The 15,408-nt window shown below is 65.6% G+C and carries 13 protein-coding genes; 4 read left to right on the top strand and 9 right to left on the bottom strand.

Annotation, left to right across the window (positions count from 1 at the left end; all coding sequences use genetic code 11):
* The first annotated feature begins 1 nt into the window (after position 1).
* From lrp to M0R88_RS05120, 3 genes are all read left to right on the top strand, one after another.
* On the top strand, positions 2-463 hold the full coding sequence (gene lrp / locus M0R88_RS05130) for an HTH-type transcriptional regulator Lrp (protein WP_248655888.1): 462 nt from the start codon (positions 2-4) through the stop codon (positions 461-463).
* A 72-nt stretch (positions 464-535) separates the two neighbouring features.
* The gene (locus M0R88_RS05125; protein WP_248655887.1) at positions 536-1,189 is read left to right on the top strand and encodes a helix-turn-helix domain-containing protein; all 654 of its coding nucleotides are present in this window, start codon (positions 536-538) and stop codon (positions 1,187-1,189) included.
* Positions 1,190-1,240: 51 nt separating this feature from the next.
* Positions 1,241-2,800 carry a TrkH family potassium uptake protein gene (locus M0R88_RS05120; protein WP_248655886.1) on the top strand — a complete coding sequence of 520 codons (1,560 nt, stop codon included), beginning with the start codon at positions 1,241-1,243 and terminating at the stop codon, positions 2,798-2,800.
* A gap of 212 nt (positions 2,801-3,012) precedes the next feature.
* Here the strand turns inward: M0R88_RS05120 and thsA are convergent, their stop codons facing one another.
* The 6 genes from thsA to eif1A form a co-directional block, all read right to left on the bottom strand.
* Positions 3,013-4,695 carry a thermosome subunit alpha gene (gene thsA / locus M0R88_RS05115; protein ID WP_248656757.1) on the bottom strand — a complete coding sequence of 561 codons (1,683 nt, stop codon included), beginning with the start codon at positions 4,693-4,695 and terminating at the stop codon, positions 3,013-3,015.
* A gap of 447 nt (positions 4,696-5,142) precedes the next feature.
* On the bottom strand, positions 5,143-5,691 hold the full coding sequence (locus tag M0R88_RS05110) for a KH domain-containing protein (RefSeq protein ID WP_248655885.1): 549 nt from the start codon (positions 5,689-5,691) through the stop codon (positions 5,143-5,145).
* Between the two features lie 354 nt (positions 5,692-6,045).
* On the bottom strand, positions 6,046-7,224 hold the full coding sequence (locus tag M0R88_RS05105) for a tryptophan--tRNA ligase (protein WP_248655884.1): 1,179 nt from the start codon (positions 7,222-7,224) through the stop codon (positions 6,046-6,048).
* 197 nt (positions 7,225-7,421) lie between these two features.
* Positions 7,422-8,285 carry a serine/threonine-protein kinase Rio1 gene (gene rio1 / locus M0R88_RS05100; protein WP_248655883.1) on the bottom strand — a complete coding sequence of 288 codons (864 nt, stop codon included), beginning with the start codon at positions 8,283-8,285 and terminating at the stop codon, positions 7,422-7,424.
* Between the two features lie 60 nt (positions 8,286-8,345).
* Complete coding sequence (locus M0R88_RS05095) at positions 8,346-9,008, bottom strand: nitroreductase family protein (RefSeq protein WP_248655882.1); 663 nt, start codon at positions 9,006-9,008, stop codon at positions 8,346-8,348.
* Positions 9,009-9,338: 330 nt separating this feature from the next.
* Positions 9,339-9,629, bottom strand: coding sequence for a translation initiation factor eIF-1A (gene eif1A, locus M0R88_RS05090; RefSeq protein WP_128477100.1), 291 nt, complete (start codon positions 9,627-9,629; stop codon positions 9,339-9,341).
* Positions 9,630-9,728: 99 nt separating this feature from the next.
* Here eif1A and M0R88_RS05085 point away from each other — a divergent pair, with 99 nt between their 5' ends.
* Complete coding sequence (locus tag M0R88_RS05085) at positions 9,729-9,944, top strand: DUF7470 family protein (protein ID WP_248655881.1); 216 nt, start codon at positions 9,729-9,731, stop codon at positions 9,942-9,944.
* 75 nt (positions 9,945-10,019) lie between these two features.
* Here M0R88_RS05085 and M0R88_RS05080 read toward each other — a convergent pair whose 3' ends face one another.
* The 3 genes from M0R88_RS05080 to M0R88_RS05070 all read right to left on the bottom strand — a co-directional run bounded on the left by M0R88_RS05080 (position 10,020) and on the right by M0R88_RS05070 (position 15,345).
* The gene (locus M0R88_RS05080; protein WP_248655880.1) at positions 10,020-11,000 is read right to left on the bottom strand and encodes a tyrosine--tRNA ligase; all 981 of its coding nucleotides are present in this window, start codon (positions 10,998-11,000) and stop codon (positions 10,020-10,022) included.
* A 112-nt stretch (positions 11,001-11,112) separates the two neighbouring features.
* Entirely contained in the window at positions 11,113-13,119 is a 2,007-nt protein-coding gene (locus M0R88_RS05075; RefSeq protein ID WP_248655879.1) for a DUF460 domain-containing protein, read from the bottom strand.
* Positions 13,120-13,230: 111 nt separating this feature from the next.
* Complete coding sequence (locus tag M0R88_RS05070) at positions 13,231-15,345, bottom strand: bifunctional metallophosphatase/5'-nucleotidase (protein WP_248655878.1); 2,115 nt, start codon at positions 15,343-15,345, stop codon at positions 13,231-13,233.
* Positions 15,346-15,408: the final 63 nt, after the last annotated feature.

The raw sequence follows: 15,408 nt of genomic DNA, 5'->3' as shown, positions 1-15,408 counted from the left end.
GATGACGTACGAAAACCTCGACGCGAAGTTGGTGAATGCGCTATTGGGCGACGGCCGAGCGAGTCTCCGGAGTCTCGCGGAGGACCTCGACGTGTCGGTCACGACCGTCTCGAACCACCTCAAGGACCTCGAAGACGAAGGTATCATCGACGGCTACACGCCGAAGGTGGACTACGACGCGCTCGGCTACGACGTGACCGCCATCATCCAACTCAAGGTCGAGGGCAACGCGCTCGCCGACGTGACCGAGAACCTCCGGAGCCACGACCAGATGATAAGCGTCTACGAGGTCACGGGCGACTACGACATCATCGCGGTCGGCAAGTTCGCCGACACCGACGGGATGAACCGCGGCATCAAGACCCTGCTCAACGACCCGGACATCAAAGAGAGCAACACCAGCGTCGTCCTGAACGCGGCCAGCGAACACGAGCAGTTCGAACTCGACATCGAGGAGAAGTGAGTTCGACTAGGGTATACGCGAAGTTGATTTAGTATCGACAGGCTTTCAAGCAATCGAGAGTAGTGGTCCCTAATGAGCCTTATTGCCGAGTTCTCCCTCCGGTCGTCGGAACTCGCGCTGTCGGCTGCGCTGGACGCGGCCCCGGACGTGACCGTCGAACTCGAACAGCAGATGGCCACCGAGTTCGACGTGCCCGTGATGATGCTCTGGGCGTTCGGCGGCGACTTCGGCCGACTCGAAACCGGGCTCGAGCGCGACGAGTCGGTCCGAGAGAGCGCCGCCATCGAAGCGCTCGGCGACCGGAAGCTCTACCGGATTCGTCTCGACCCCGACAACCTCCGCCCGATCTACCCCCTCTACCAACGGCTCGGCGCGTCGCCGATGGCCGCCACCGGGTCGGCCGACGGGTGGGAGCGACGGGTCCGATTTCCGGACCGGGACTCGGTGGTCGAGATGCGCAGATGCTGCGCCGAACGAGACGTGACCTTCCGACTCCGGCGACTCTACACGCCCGGCGACGGGGAACTCGAAGACGAGTTCGGCCTGAGCGCGGAACAGCGAGACGCGCTGACGACCGCCGAGCGCGAGGGCTACTTCGACGTGCCGCGAGCGATTCCGCTCGAAGCGTTGGGCGAGGAGTTGGGTATCAGCGGCCAGTCGGCCTCCGAGCGCATCCGACGGGGCGTCTCGAAACTCGTCTCGAACACGCTCTTGAGCGACTTCTAAGCTCGACGGACGCGCAGTTTACAAGTCTCAAACCCCAACTCCGGATGGACGATGGGGTGGGACCGGCGCGCCACGTGCTGGAACGTCGGCCGGGCGCTCGAGTACTTCAGTTGCATCACCGCATCGCTGGTCACCGTCTCGCTCGCCGCCGGCGAGTACTACGCCGTGCCCGGCGTTCTCGGGTCCGCCCTCGCGACGTTCCTCGCGGGCGTCGGGTTCAAACGGGCGGGCGCTCCCTCGGAGACCAGCGACAAGGCGCTGAGCTACGCGTCGGCCGCCGCCGTCTGGCTAGTCGTCGGGGCGTTCGGCGCGCTCCCCTTCCTCTCGCTGGCGTGGACGGTCGCGCTACGGCCGACGCTGGCGTCGGCCCCGCCGCTCTCTCCGACCCTCGCGGCGTTCCGCTCGCCGACCAACGCGCTGTTCGAGGCGGTCAGCGGACTCACCGGCACGGGTCTCACGGTGACGCGCCGCGAGAGTCGGCTCCCGGCGACGCTCCAGTTCTGGCGGTCGCTCCTCCAGTGGGTCGGCGGCGTGGGAATCGTCGTCTTGGTCGTGTCGGTGTTCGACTCGACCGGACCGCTCGCCGACTACTACGAGAACGAGATTCCCGTGGGCGAGATGGAGTTGCAACCGGCCGACCCCCGCGCGATGCTGCTCGCGTTCTCGGTCGTCACGCTCGCGTCGATAGCGGTCCTCTGGGCGGTCGGAATGTCGGCGTGGGCGGCGCTCAACCACGGCCTGTCCGCCATCTCGACCGGTGGGTTCACGATAACCGACGCGAGCGCGGCGGCCTACGGCGTTCCCGTGCAGGTCGCGCTGATGCCGATCATGATGGTCGGAGCGCTCCCGGTTCCGGTGTACTATCTCGCGCTCCGGGGCGACCTCCGGGAGTTCTACGTCGACCTCCAGTCGCGGTGGCTGTGGGTGTCGCTCGCCGTCGGGTCGGTCGCGGTCACGGGACTGCTCGCGTTCGACGCGACGTACCCGTCGGCCCAGTCGGCGGTCCTGTACGGGACGTTTCAGTTCGTGTCTGCGATGACGTGCGCCGGATTCGGGACCGCATCGGTGGGCTCGTGGCCGACCTCGGCGCTCGTCGTCGTCACTCTCGGGATGTTCGTCGGCGGCGCGATGGGTTCGACCACGGCGGGCATCAAGGTGATTCGGGGTCTCAGCCTCGTCGAGGGGACGTGGCACCGGGTGACGAACGTGTTCTTCCCCGGCGGTGACACCGGGTACCGAGACGCGGCGGCCAGCGAGTCGTCGTACATCGGTTCCATCGTCACCCGACACGCCACGACTAACTACGACGACGCGTCGTTCGTGACGGTCCTGTGGTTCGGGACGTTCGTCTTCGGCGTCCTCGCCCTCGCGATACTCATGCCGGACTCGGTTCCGTTCGTGCGAATCGTCTTCGACGTGGCCAGCGCCGTCAGTGCAGTCGGGCTTTCGACGGGCATCACGGACGCGGGAATGCCGGGGTCGGCGAAGCTGACGCTGGTGGTCGTCATGTGGGCGGGTCGGCTCGAAGTGTTCCCTGTCCTCGTCCTGCTCCGAAGTCTCCTCGTGGCGGACGACGACACGTTCGACGCCAACGGAGACCCCGACGACTGACCGGACGGCGTTCGAATTCGGCCGACGGTCGGTTCGTTCGGGTCGCCTGCGCTGGCCCCAGCGACCGCTGTTCGGTCGGCAGGTGCGAAGAAAGTAGAACGAAATGGGTTCCGAGACGCGATGTCGGACGACAGCGCAACTCGAATCGGATGGTCGGTCGGCCGGTGCGGACCGGGCGTCGGTTGGCAGTGAAGCGAGGCGGTGGGCCTAGCTTACATCGCGCCGCCCATACCGCCCATGCCGCCCATGCCGCCACCCATGCCGCCACCCATGCCGCCGCCGGGGCCGCCAGCGCCGGGGTCGCCGCCGTCGTCGCTGTCGACCTGACCGCCTTTCAGGTCGCCCGCGGCGATGACGTCGTCGATGCGCAGCAGCATGACGGCCGCCTCGGTAGCGGACTCGATGGCTTGGGTCTTGACTCGGAGCGGCTCGACGACGCCGTCCTCCTCCATGTCAACGACTTCGCCGGTGTAGGCGTCGAGACCCGACTCGAACTTACCGCCGTCGTGCTGACTGCGGAGGTCGACGAGCGAGTCGATGGGGTCGAGACCCGCGTTCTCGGCGAGGGTCCGCGGGATGACTTCGAGGGTGTCGGCGAACGCTTCGACCGCGAGCTGTTCGCGGCCGCCGACGGAGTCGGCGTAGTCGCGCAGTTCGAGCGCGAGTTCCGTCTCGGGCGCGCCGCCGCCGGGCACGACCTTGCCGTCTTCGAGGGTGACGCGCACGACGCCGAGGCTGTCCTCGATGGCGCGCTCGACTTCGTCCACGACGTGTTCCGTACCACCGCGGAGGATGAGGCTCACGGACTTGGCCTCTTCGACGTCCTCGACGAAGATGCGCTGGTCGCCGCCGACGTCCTTCTGGGCGACGGAGCCGGCGAAGCCGAGGTCGTCCTCTTCGATGTCGCTGACGTTGCTGACGACGCTCGCGCCGGTCGAGCGGGCGAGCTTGCTCAGGTCGTCGGACTTCGCGCGGCGGACCGCGATGATGCCCTTCTCCGCGAGGAAGTGCTGGGCCATGTCGTCGATGCCGCCGTCCACGAAGACGACGTCAGCGCCGACGTCGTCGAGCGTATCGACCATCTCGCGGAGCTGCTCCTCTTCCTGGTCGAGGAACTGCTGGAGCTGGTCGGGGTCGGTGACGTTGACTTCCGCGTCGATTTCGGTCTCCTTGATTTCGAGGGCGTCGTCGAGCAGGGCGATGTTCGCGTCCTCGACGAAGTAGGGCATGTTCTCGTGGACGCGCTCCTTGTCCACGATGACGCCCTCGACGAGTTCGGACTGGTCGATGGAACCGCCGACGACGGTCTCGACCTTGACGTTGTCCGTGTCCACGCCGTCCTCGTCGGCGACGTTCTGGACCGCACGGACGACGAGTTCCGCGAGGTACTCCTTGGAGTTCTCCGCGCCCTTGCCGGTCATCGCGGTGGACGCGATCTTTTCGAGGTACTCGGTGTCGTCGGCGTCCACGTCGATAGCCTTCTCTTCGAGGATGTCCTTGGCCTTCTCGGCGGCCTGTCGGTACCCCTGCGCGAGCGTGGTCGCGTGGATGTCCTGTTCGAGGAGGTCCTCGGCCTTCTCCAGGAGCTCACCGGCGACGACGACGGCGGTCGTCGTCCCGTCGCCGACCTCGTTCTCTTGGGTCTCGGAGACTTCCACGACCATGTTGGCCGCGGGGTGCTCGATGTCCATCTCCTTGAGGATGGTGACGCCGTCGTTCGTGACGACGACCTCGCCCGTGGAGTCCACGAGCATCTTGTCCATCCCTTTGGGACCGAGTGTCGTGCGTACGGCCTCGGCGACGGCGGTCCCGGCGGTGATGTTCATCGACTGCGCGTCCTTTCCGGAGGTGCGCTGGCTGTCCTCGGAAAGTACGATCATCGGCTGGTTGCCCATTCGTTGTGCCATGTTCGTTGCAATGATTGATTGCCATTCTACATAAACCTTTCCCTAAACGCCGCGAGAACGCCATGCACAGAAGCCGACACATGATATGGGAACGCCTCTCACAGTGGTTCTTATAAGGGATGATACGAACCGGCGGCTCGGCCAGAATTGCGGCCGATTCCGACCTCGCATACCGATACCTCCGGACGTATCGTTCCCTGACACGTCCAACCGGCGACAGGTCGCCGAGACCGTCCTCAAAAACCGCACTCGGGGATACCGACCATCGGCGAACGGTCAGTAGGCATTCAACCAACGAGCGCTCGACCGACCGGACTCCGTGGACTGTGACTGTCGAAGCGTTCCTCGCTACGTTTCCGATAATCGTCGTCGAAATCGTCCCGTCGGAGCCGTCCGTATCGACCGAAGCGCCAATAAAAGAACTAGAAGCCGCGCTTAGCCGGGGAACTGGTGGAACTCCATCCCCTCGCGCTTCATCTCGTTGCGCTTGCGTTCGAGGAACGAGTACACCGACCCGTGGGGCGCGCCGTCCAGAATCATCTCGGCGGCGCTCCGAACGACATCGACCTGCTTGGGACTGCCGATGACGCCCATGGTGGTGCCGTAGATGACGACGCTCGCGCCGGTCAACTCCTCCATGAGTTCCCGAGTCCGACCGTTCTCGCCGATGAGTCGCCCCTTCTGGCGTTCGAGGTCGTTCTTGTTCCGGGCGGCGGCGTCGATGTCGATGACGTCGAACATCATCATGTCGTCGTCCAGTAGCGTGAGGGCTTCGTCGGGCGCGAAGCCGCGGCCGATGGCCTTCACGATTTCCGGTCCCTTCAGGCCGCGGATGGGGTCGCCGGTCTTCTCGACTTCGACCTTCCCGTTCTCGGAGTCGATGTCGAGTCGCACCTCTGCGCGACTTTCGATTTCGCGCATCGTCTCACCTCCTTCGCCGATGAGAACACCGATTCGGTCCTGCGGAATCTTCACGTGTTGCATGCGATTACGTACTCGCTCCGGGTCTTTTAACTCTTCGTCCGCGCGTGAACGATTGTGTGACCTCGGACGGGAGAGATGCAAGCTCAGTCGGAATCGAGACGTTTCCCGGTCGCGTCACGAACAGCGACGAAAACACGACGTTCTCGAAAGCCCTCGGTCGGTGGACTCGCGCGCCTCGCCGCGCTCCTCGGTCGATCGCTTCGCTCCCTCCCTGCGGTGCTCGCTTCGTCGTGCTTCGTCCACCGACCTCGCCCTTTATCCGCCGAGGGGGTGGTCCGGTCGGTCGGCGCGAAATCGGTCGGCTGGTCAGTTGGCGCGAAATCGGTCGGCGACCGATTTCGCGCCGGTGGACCGTCACCCGAACTGTCCGACACCCTCCGGGAGAGCGCGCTCGCGTTCGTCGTCGGTCAGTCGGTACTTCGCCAACTCGGCGTCGAGGTCGGTGATTCGCTCGCGGCGCTCCCGGTGGGCGTCGAGGAAGTCGGCGATTCTCTCGGCGGCGTAGCCCTTGAGGTCGCCGCTGAGAAGGTCGCCCGCCCGGTACTCCCGAGCGAGTCGGTCGAGCGTCGCGTCGTCGTCCTCGAAGAAGAACGCGAGCAGTTGGTAGGCGACGTCCACCTCGGGGTCGCCGCCGTGTTCGCGGTGAGCGTCGAGGCTCGACTTCCCGCCCGAGTAGGCGTGTGTCTGGACCTTCCGCTCGACCGTCTCGCGGTCGTCGGTGAGCAGGACGGCGGGCGCATCGTCCGAACTGCTCATCTTGCCCGGCCCGTCGAGCGTCGGCAGGAACTTGCTCAGCAGGGCCGCGGGCTTGGCCACGTCGAACCGCTCTTTCCCGGCGACGTCGCGCGCGAGTCGGACGTGCGGGTCTTGGTCGGCCGCGATGGGGACGAGGCTGGCGTGTCGCCCGTGGACCAGTTGGGGCAGAAGCAGATGAGCGATTTGAACCGCGGGATAGAACGAACGCCCGACGTTGCCGGGGTCCCCGTAGGTCGCTTCCATCGTGGACTGGGTGACGTGTTTCCCGAACTGCACCGCGAGCGGGTAGACGACGTCCGCGTCCGCGGTGTCGATGACGACGCGAGTGCGCTCGGGGTCGAAGCCGACCGCGAGCAGGTCCCGCAGGTTCTCGCGGGCGTACTCGCCGATTTCGGCCAGCGAGAGGTCCTTCCCGAAGTACTTCTCGTCGTCCGAGAGCGGGACGTAGACGTGCGCGCCCGTCCGCTCTTGGAGGTGCTTGGCGTGGTAGAAGTGCATCGCGTGGCCGATGTGCATCGGTCCCGAGGGACCCACGCCGGTCACGAGCGAGACGGTCTCGCCCGACTCGGCCGCGCTCAAGAACCGGTCTACGTCCCGGCCAGCGTAGAACACCTTCCGGCGGACCATCGGGTGCGGGTCGGGAAATCTGGCGACCTGCTCGTCGGTCAGTTCGTCCGCGCCGAAGCGGTCCAAGAGGTCCTGATAGTCGATGTCGCCCTCGACGGTGTCGGGGGTGACGGTGAACTCTGACTGCTGGTCTGTCGAATCTGTTGGCATGTGTCTGAATCGGTGGCTGGCGCTCGGAAGTCGGTGCGCGAGAAAGCGAGTGAGCGCCGCCACGTCGGACGCCCGGTGAAGGCCGCGCGCCGTCGGTCACGACACTGTCCGCTCTCCGGGCGACTGCCAGCGCCAAGTCGAGAGAGCGGACTCCATCACGTCCACGTAGCGAGGCCCGCCGTATTAGCGTTTCGCCGTCACTTGTCGGGGTCCGAGTTCTCCCGAATCCACTCTTCTAACTCGTCGCCGTGGACGTCCATCCCCTGTCGCTGGAAGAAGGAGGCGACGTTCGCGCAGTCCCGCGTTAGGAAGTCGTCGCTGTTGGGGTGGTGAATCGTCACGGCCTGTCCGAGGTCGATGATGACGAGTTCGCCGTCGTGGACGACGATGTTGTACTCGCTCAGGTCGCCGTGGACCAGTCCGGCGTCGTAGAGCCGCCGCATGTACTCGCGGACCACCTCGAAGGTGGTCTCGGGATTTTCGAGGTGGGCGTCGTCGAGCGTCGGGGCGCGGTCGCCGTCCGACCCCAGAAACTCCATGACGAGGACGTTCCGCTGGACCGCGATGGGTTCGGGGACGCGCACGCCGGCCTTCCGGGCGCGCTTGAGGTTGGCGAACTCCTTGCGGGTCCACGCGAGGACGACCCGCTTCTTGTTGCCACCCAACTCCTCGAACCGGGGATCGCCGACGAGGTACTCGCGCATGTCCCGGAAGTCCGAGGCGTTGATGCGGTAGACCTTCACCGCGACCTCGCCGCGCTCCTCGCTCCCGAGCGCGGTGTAGACGTTCGCCTCCTTCCCCGAGGAGATGGGGCCGCCGAACGCCTGCACGTAGCCGTCCTGAACCAGTTTGTAGAGGGCCGCCAGGGTGGCGTCGTCGAACACCGACTGCTCGACTTTGAACTGCTCGGTGTTCTTCAACCGCTCGCGGAACTCGTTGAACTCCCGGTCGCGCTGGCGCTGGACTTTGTCGGCCTCGGTGTCGGATACGTCTATCTCCTCCCACTCGTCCCCGACGCCCTCGACGTTCTCGGGTTCGAGCAGGCTGTACTCCTCCGTCATCTGTCCGGACTTAACGCGTCCAGCGATAAAAGGGTGGGCTTCGGTACGAGAGAGTAGACGTCAGTACGTCTCGCGGTGGAGAATCTCCTCGACGTCGCGTCGGGGGAGTCGCGCGGGTTCCTCGCCGCCGCTCGGTCCGACGGCGACGAGCATCACCGGAATCTTGTCCTCGGGCAGGTCGAGGAACTCGGCCATCCCCTCGAAGTCGAACCCGCTCATCGGCGTGGCGGTCAGGCCGCGGGCGTGCGCCGACAGCAGCAGGTTCTGGGCCGCGAGGCTGGCGTTCCGGATGCCGTAGTCACGTCCGGCCTGCTCGCTCTGGTAGCCGGCAACCGTCTGCTCTTTGACCTGCTCGCCGGTCTCCGCGTCGAAGCGGCCCGCTTCGACCCACTCCTCGAAGACGCGGTCGGCCGTCTCGGGTTCGGTGTGGCCGACCACGAGAATCGCGGTCCCGGCCTCCTCGATGTGTTCCTGTCCGTAGGCCAGTTCGACCACTTCGGCGAGTCGGTCGTCGTCCTGCACGGCGACGAACTCCCACGGCTGGAGGTTGTACGAGGAGGGCGCGAGCGCGGCGTCCCGAATCAGTTCCTCCAGCGTCTCGTCGTCGAGTTCGGCCTCGGGGTCGAAGTTGTGACCCGAGCGCCGGGACCGGATGGCCTCGACGGCGGGAATCGCTTCGTCGTTCGCTACGTCGGTTTCGTCGGTGACTCGTTGAGAGGACACGACGAACGATACGGGAGACGCGTTTAATGCACGCTCGCAAGCCCGCGTTCTTGCCTATTGGGGTCTGGTGTACTTGTGCAGACGTAACCACCCGACAGCGGTGTTACCGGAACGCCGAAAAATCCGAGTACTTCTATCGAATCCGCGAGTAAACGACCGATAGCACGGCGCAAAGCGCCGCGATTGGTGAGCGGTGAAACCGCGAGCCGAGGAGTGACCGACGGCGCGGAAGGTGAACGTTGCCCCTCCGGTGTTTTTGGTCGAGTTTTTGCGAGGGTGGACGCGTCCGAGTCTGCGACTCGGACGCGACGACCGCTGGAAAGGTCGTTCTTATTGAATGTGGCCTTCGTCGCGCAACTGGTCGGCTTCCTGCTTGTCGTAGCGCCACTTGATGTCGGCCTTCTCGTCCTGCCAGTCCCACGGTTCGACCAGCACCACGTCGTCCTCTCGAATCCAGATGCGCTTTTGCATCTTGCCCGGAATCCGAGCGGTGCGCTCGGTCCCGTCGGCGCAACGTACTTTCACACGATTCGCTCCGAGCATGTTCGTGACGGTGGCGAAGACCTCGTCGTCGTCGGGCATGCGGAGGTTCTTCCGCCGTCCGCCGTCGTTGTCGCTCATATTTTCGGTTTGGAGGCGGGGAGGTTTAAATCCGCCGTCGTTCGTCGCCCCGTCGCCGGAGCAAGGGTGTTTAAGTTACGCCCGAACCCACCCCGTCGTATGCTCGACAAACTCGGAGCGAAAGGCATCGTCGGGGTGTTGCTCCTGCTCGGAGGCATCGCGGTCATCGCCCTTCAGAACTTGATCATCGCGGCCGGTATCGGTCTCGTCGTCCTCGGGTTCGTCCTGACGGCGTGGGGTCTCGTCTCGGGTCTCATGGCGAGTTTCGGTCTCGGCGGCATGATGGGCGGCGGCGGTGGCGGCGGCTTCCAATAGAACTGCGCCCGTTTCACGCTTCGCGTCGCTCGGCACTCGATAGAACGATTCGACGACCGAAAAACGGATAGACCGCTACTCTTCGAGTTCCCGCAACTTCTCGCGGCCCGGCGCGATCAACTCGTCCAAGTACGTCGCCAGCGCGCCCTTCGCGTCGGCGGGATGCAACTCGCCGCTCTCCAAGTCCTCGGCCAGCGCCTCGTAGTCGTCGTACTCCAGGTTCCCGCCGTACTCGTCGGGGCGCTCCACGACGACCGTCTCGAAGCGCGGGAAGACGTGGTACTGGAATATTTCGAGCACCGGGTTTTCGAGGTCGCCCTCCGGTTCGCGGGTCGGCGGGCAGAACGCCGAGTTGACCTTCTCCTCGATGTCTTCCGTGCTGTCCTCCATCGAGATGGTGACGCCCGAGCTACTGGACATCTTGCCTTCGCCCGTGCCGAGGTCCGCGATGATGGGCGTGTGGAGACAGGGCCGAGCGTCGTACCCGATTTCGGGCAACTCCTCGCGCATCAGCATGTGGACCTTGCGCTGGTCCAGTCCGCCGACCGCCAAGTCGAGGTCGAGGTACTCGATGTCCAGCGCCTGCATCAGGGGGTAGACGACGTGGCTGACCTTCGCGGTCTCGCCGCCCTGAATCTCGGCCATGGCGCGCTGGGCCCGGTTGAGCGTCGTGTCGAGTTCCAGCTTGTGAAGGTCCAGCACGTAATCGTCGTCCAACTGGTAGTCGGAACCGTAGACGAACTCGGTCTTGTCCTCGTCCAGCCCGTAGGCGAGGAACTGCTTGCGCATCTTCTCGGCGGTCTCCTCTATCTCCTCGAAGGTGCCCTTGTCGTTGAGGTAGGCGTGTACGTCGGCCAGCAGGATGACGACCTCCATGCCCGCCTCCTGCAGGTCGATGAGCTTGTTCGCCGCGAGCATGTGCCCGATGTGAAGCACGCCGGAGGGCTCGTAGCCGACGTAGACGCGCTTGCCTTCGGGGTCCTCGGCGAGCGCTTCGACCTCCTCGTCGGTCACGACCTCCTCGACGTTCCTCGAAATCAACTCGTAGGCGTCCATACGCGGTCTGTGTTCCGCGCGGTGCTTTAGCGTTCCGGGACCGTGCCAACGGTTCGGACGCGCGTCGGCGGTTCTCGTCGTATTTATCCCATCTTCGAGAGAGAAATTTAGACTACGGACTCTGCCCGCTGGCCTCCGACCGCGAGTCGTACTTCCTGTCGGCCCGGTGTTCGCTGATGAGCCTATCGAGTTGCTCGGCCTTCTGCTCCTTCCGGCGTTCCTCGGCGCGGGCCTCCCAGTCCTCGATGACCGTCTCGACCTCTCGCTCGCGGGTGACGGCCAACTCGTCCACCTCCTGAATCGTCACGTCGTCGGCCGGCCCGACCGGAATCTCGTTCTCGAAGAGGACCTCGTCGGCCACGTCCGAGAGGCCGCCGTCGCCCGTCAGGACGACTTTCGGCTCCACCTCGGCGAGTCGCTCGGCGGTCGAGCGCCCCGCGCCCGAGGCGTCCCGGAGGTACACCACGTCGCCGGTGGCCAGCCCGAAGCTCTCGTGGGCCTCGGCGATGGCGTCCTTGGTGAACTTCGAGACGGGCTTGACGGGCGTGAGTCCGGCCTTCTTCTCGGAGACGTCGCTGAAGTTCGAGTGGTCGAGCTTCCAGAGTTCCTTGAGTCGCGCGAGTTTGCCCTCCAACTCCTCGATTCGCTCGTCCTTCTGGTCGAGTTGTCGCTCCAGTCGCTCGTTCTCGCGTTCGAGCCGCGAGACCTCGCGGCGCTCGCGGACCTCCTTTCGCTCCTCGCTTCTGGCGGCTTCGAGGTCGCCTTTCAGCTGCCCGATGCGACCCTCCTTGCTCTCGATGGTGTCGTTCAGCTCCTCGACGTGGGCTTCGAGGCGCTCGACCTGCGACTCCAACTGCTTGATGCGCTTCTCGTCGTCGGTCAGTTCGCGCTCGGTGTGTTCGGTCTCTTCTTCTTCGTTCTCCTCGTCGTCCGAGAGCGCGGCCAGCGCGGTCTCCACGGAGTCCTCGCCGGCGACCACGCGGGCGGTCACCTCGCCCCGGTCCATCCGCGGGGGCACCTTCTCGGCGATGCGGGCGAACTGGTCTTCGTGGTCGTCGAAGGCGTAGAGCGCGGCCGCCATCGCGTCGCGCTCGTGGTCGTTGTCGTAGTCGTGGTCGCGGGTCCGGTGTTGCTTCTCGTCCACCGGGAGGTCCGAGGCGGGAATCCACCCCTCGGCGTCGAAGCTCCGGCGTATCTTCTCGACGGTCTCGGGCATCGGCTCCACGTCGGCGGCGACGACGACCGGCCGCCCGCGCTCGATTATCCACTCGATGACGTCGGCGGTGCCCGCGGTCCGAGTACTCAGTACGTCGAGTAGGTTGCCGTCCAAGTCCGCCACGGCGACCGCGGTCGTCGTGCCGGGATCGATGCCCACCAGCACGTGGTCGCGGCGCTTGGCGAGCGGTTCGAACTCGATGCCGTCCCGGCGCTGGCGCTCGACCTCGACGCGCACGTCACCGGAGCGCTCGTTCGACACCGGGATGTCCTCGGGTCTGCCCTCGACCTCGAAGACGGCGTTCGAGAACCCGCCGTACTTCTCGGTCACGTCGCGCTCGTAGTCGAGACCGGCGGCGTCGAGGTCGCTCTCGACTTCCCGCGTCTTGGTCTTGACCGACCCGTGGATGCGGCGGGTGAAGCGGTCCTCGCTCCACCCGCCCTTCCCGGTCGAGCGCCCCCGCGAGACCTTTATCTCCGTGGTATTCGTGAAGGCAGAGACCTCGTAGCCGACGTTCCCGGCCGCGAGTCGCGCGGCGGCCTCGGCCTCCTTCATCGGCTTCTTGCCGTAGGGGACGCCGTGGCGCGAGGCGACTCGCGAGAGGGGTTCGGGCCGCTCCGCTCCGGTGACCTGCACCAGCCGAGTCCCGTCGGGAAGTTCGCGCAGGAAGTGGACCAGCGCGTCCTTGTCGGCGGCCAACTCGTACATGTTGTCGGTCGCCACGAGGGCGGGTTCCTCGCGGTCCACGAGTCGGCGGAGCTTGCGGTGTGACACCACGTCGCGGTCGATGTTCTCCCCGTCGAACGCGACGAGCGCGTAGGAGGGTGCGTCGCCGCGGACGTCCCCGCTCTGGACGTCCACGCCGAAGACGAGCGTGTCGAGGGCACTCGTGCGGGCGTTCACGAACACGGGTAGGCGGCGGGCAGATATAAATCCGACGCGGGGCACTCTCGGTCGGTGCGAACGCAGAAGAGAAAGCGAACGTTCGACCGCGAGCGTCGGCGAAGTCGCCGATCAGTCGCGGCGGTGCGCGAGGAGCGCGGCCGCGACGAGCGCGACGACCGCGGTGGCCGGAGTGAAGCCGGGGACACCGCCGGAGGTCCCACCCGTGGTCGCGGTCTCGGTCTCGTCACTGACCGCCTTCTCGGTCGTCTCGGCGGTGGTATCGGTCGTCTCGTCGCCGGACGTCGTGGTCTCGGTCCGAGTCTCGGTTTCGGTCGTGGTGGTCGCTGTCGTCGTGGTCTCGGCTCCGACGTCGCTGGCCGACACTTCGGCGTTCAGCACCGAGTCCGCGAAGTAGACGCGCTCGTAGGCGGAGGTGTTGTAACCGCCGTAAATCTGGACGGTCCCGCCCGCCGAGAGTTTACGGAGGTCGGCGACGTCGAACGCGACCGTCACGGTGCCGTTCGACAGCGAGGCCGACTCGGCCGCGAGGTGGTCGCTCGCGTTTCCGGTGGTCGCGTAGAAGTCGCTCACGTTCTGCGTTCCGTTGGGCGCGGCGAGTTCGACCGTCGCGGTCCCGTCGCTCACGCTGACGGACTGCGTTTCGACTTCCGCGTCCACGCGCCGGATGCGGTTCTCGTCGGTCGGCGAGACCGGACTGTTCCGCTGGACGTACTTCAGCAGGGCCGTCCCGTAGAGCATGTGGGACTCGCTGGTCACGGTGGCGTTCGACAACACCGAGTCGTCCCAGCCGGCCATATAGGAGTTGACGGTGACGTTGTAGGTCGCGTCGCCGTCGAGGGGTTCGCCGTTGACCCAGACGTCTCGAACCGGGTCGTCGGTGCCGTTGTGGCCGACCCACTCGTAGGTGACGCCGCTGACCTGTAGCTTCGCCTCTGCGCCGTACTGCTGGCCCTCCTCGCTTTCGAGGGTGACGATTTGGCTGGCGAGAAGTTGCTCCAGTTGCTCGCCGGTCAGTTCGACGGTGACGAGCGTGTTCTGGAAGGGGAGCATGTTGTACACGTCGCCGACCGTGAGGTTGCCGGGACCGTAGATGCTGTTCGAGCGGATACCGCCCGCGTTCGTGATGGCGACATCGGCACCGGTCTGGGCGCGGAAGGAGTCGCCGATCATGTTACCGAGCGCGGTCTCGTCGTGGTAGTTCGAGGCGAACCGGGAGTCGAGTTCGACTTCCGTCTTCCCGGCGACCCTCGATAGCTCCTCCTTGCGAGCGTTCGTGATGATGTTCGAGACCGTCTCGTTCTTCGAGACGTTCTTCGTCACGTCGAGGAGGCGGCCGTTCCACTCGGTCACGTTGCCGTTCTCGACGGTCAGGTTGAGTTCCGCGACGTGTTCCGCGCGGGCCTCGGCCTCCATGATGACCGCGCCGCCGGTCTCCGCGGGCGGATACTCGATTTCGTCGTCGCCGACGACGATGGCATCGACGTTCTCGGTGGTGTTAGCGAGGTTCTTCGCCACAGGAACGCCGAGGTGAGCCGAGACGACCACCACGTCGACGTTCTTCTCCTCTTTGAGCATCGTGGCGTACTTGCTCGCGGTGTCCGAGTAGTTCTTGAGTTCGTAGCCCTGCTCGGCGAAGTCCACCGCGGTCTTGGACTTGATCTTCTCGTCGGCCACGCCGACGATGCCGACCTTCACGCCCTGTCGCTCCACGACGGTGTAGGGCTTGGTGCCCGGAATCGGCTCGCCGGTCTCCGAGTCCACGATATTGGCCATCAGCCACGGGAACTCCGAGGCGTTGCTGAAGTTCGCCACGGCGTCGAACCCGTAGTCGAGGTCGTGGTTACCGACGACCTCGGCGGCCGGGTCGATGACGTTCAGGGCCTTCACCGGCACTCGCCACTGACTGAGCGGCGAGAGCGCGTGGGGACTGACCTCGTCGCCGCCGCCGACCACGACGGTCGGGTTGTCGTGGGCGGCGCGACGCTGGTTGAGGAGCGTGACCATCCGCGGCAGCGTGCCGTTCTCGGCGGCCGCGGTCTGTACGTCGTTGTACGACATGATGGTGACGGTCGTCGAGTTATTCGTCGGGGCCTGCGCCGCGGTCGGTGCGGGCGCAGCGGTCCCCGTCTGGCCGTGCGTGCTGGAGCCGCTCGCCGCGGCGGGCGGTACCGCGCCCGCGACGACGAGGCAGAGAATCAGTAGCAGCGATGCGGATTGACGCATACGTCCGCTTGGTAGTACAACGTCTGGATAAAACCAGCTATTTTCTAACCATTCGTCAAACTA

The organism is Halorussus gelatinilyticus (genome assembly GCF_023238445.1).
Taxonomy (GTDB): Archaea; Halobacteriota; Halobacteria; order Halobacteriales; family Haladaptataceae; genus Halorussus; species Halorussus gelatinilyticus.
This window is presented reverse-complemented; position numbering and strand designations above follow the sequence as displayed.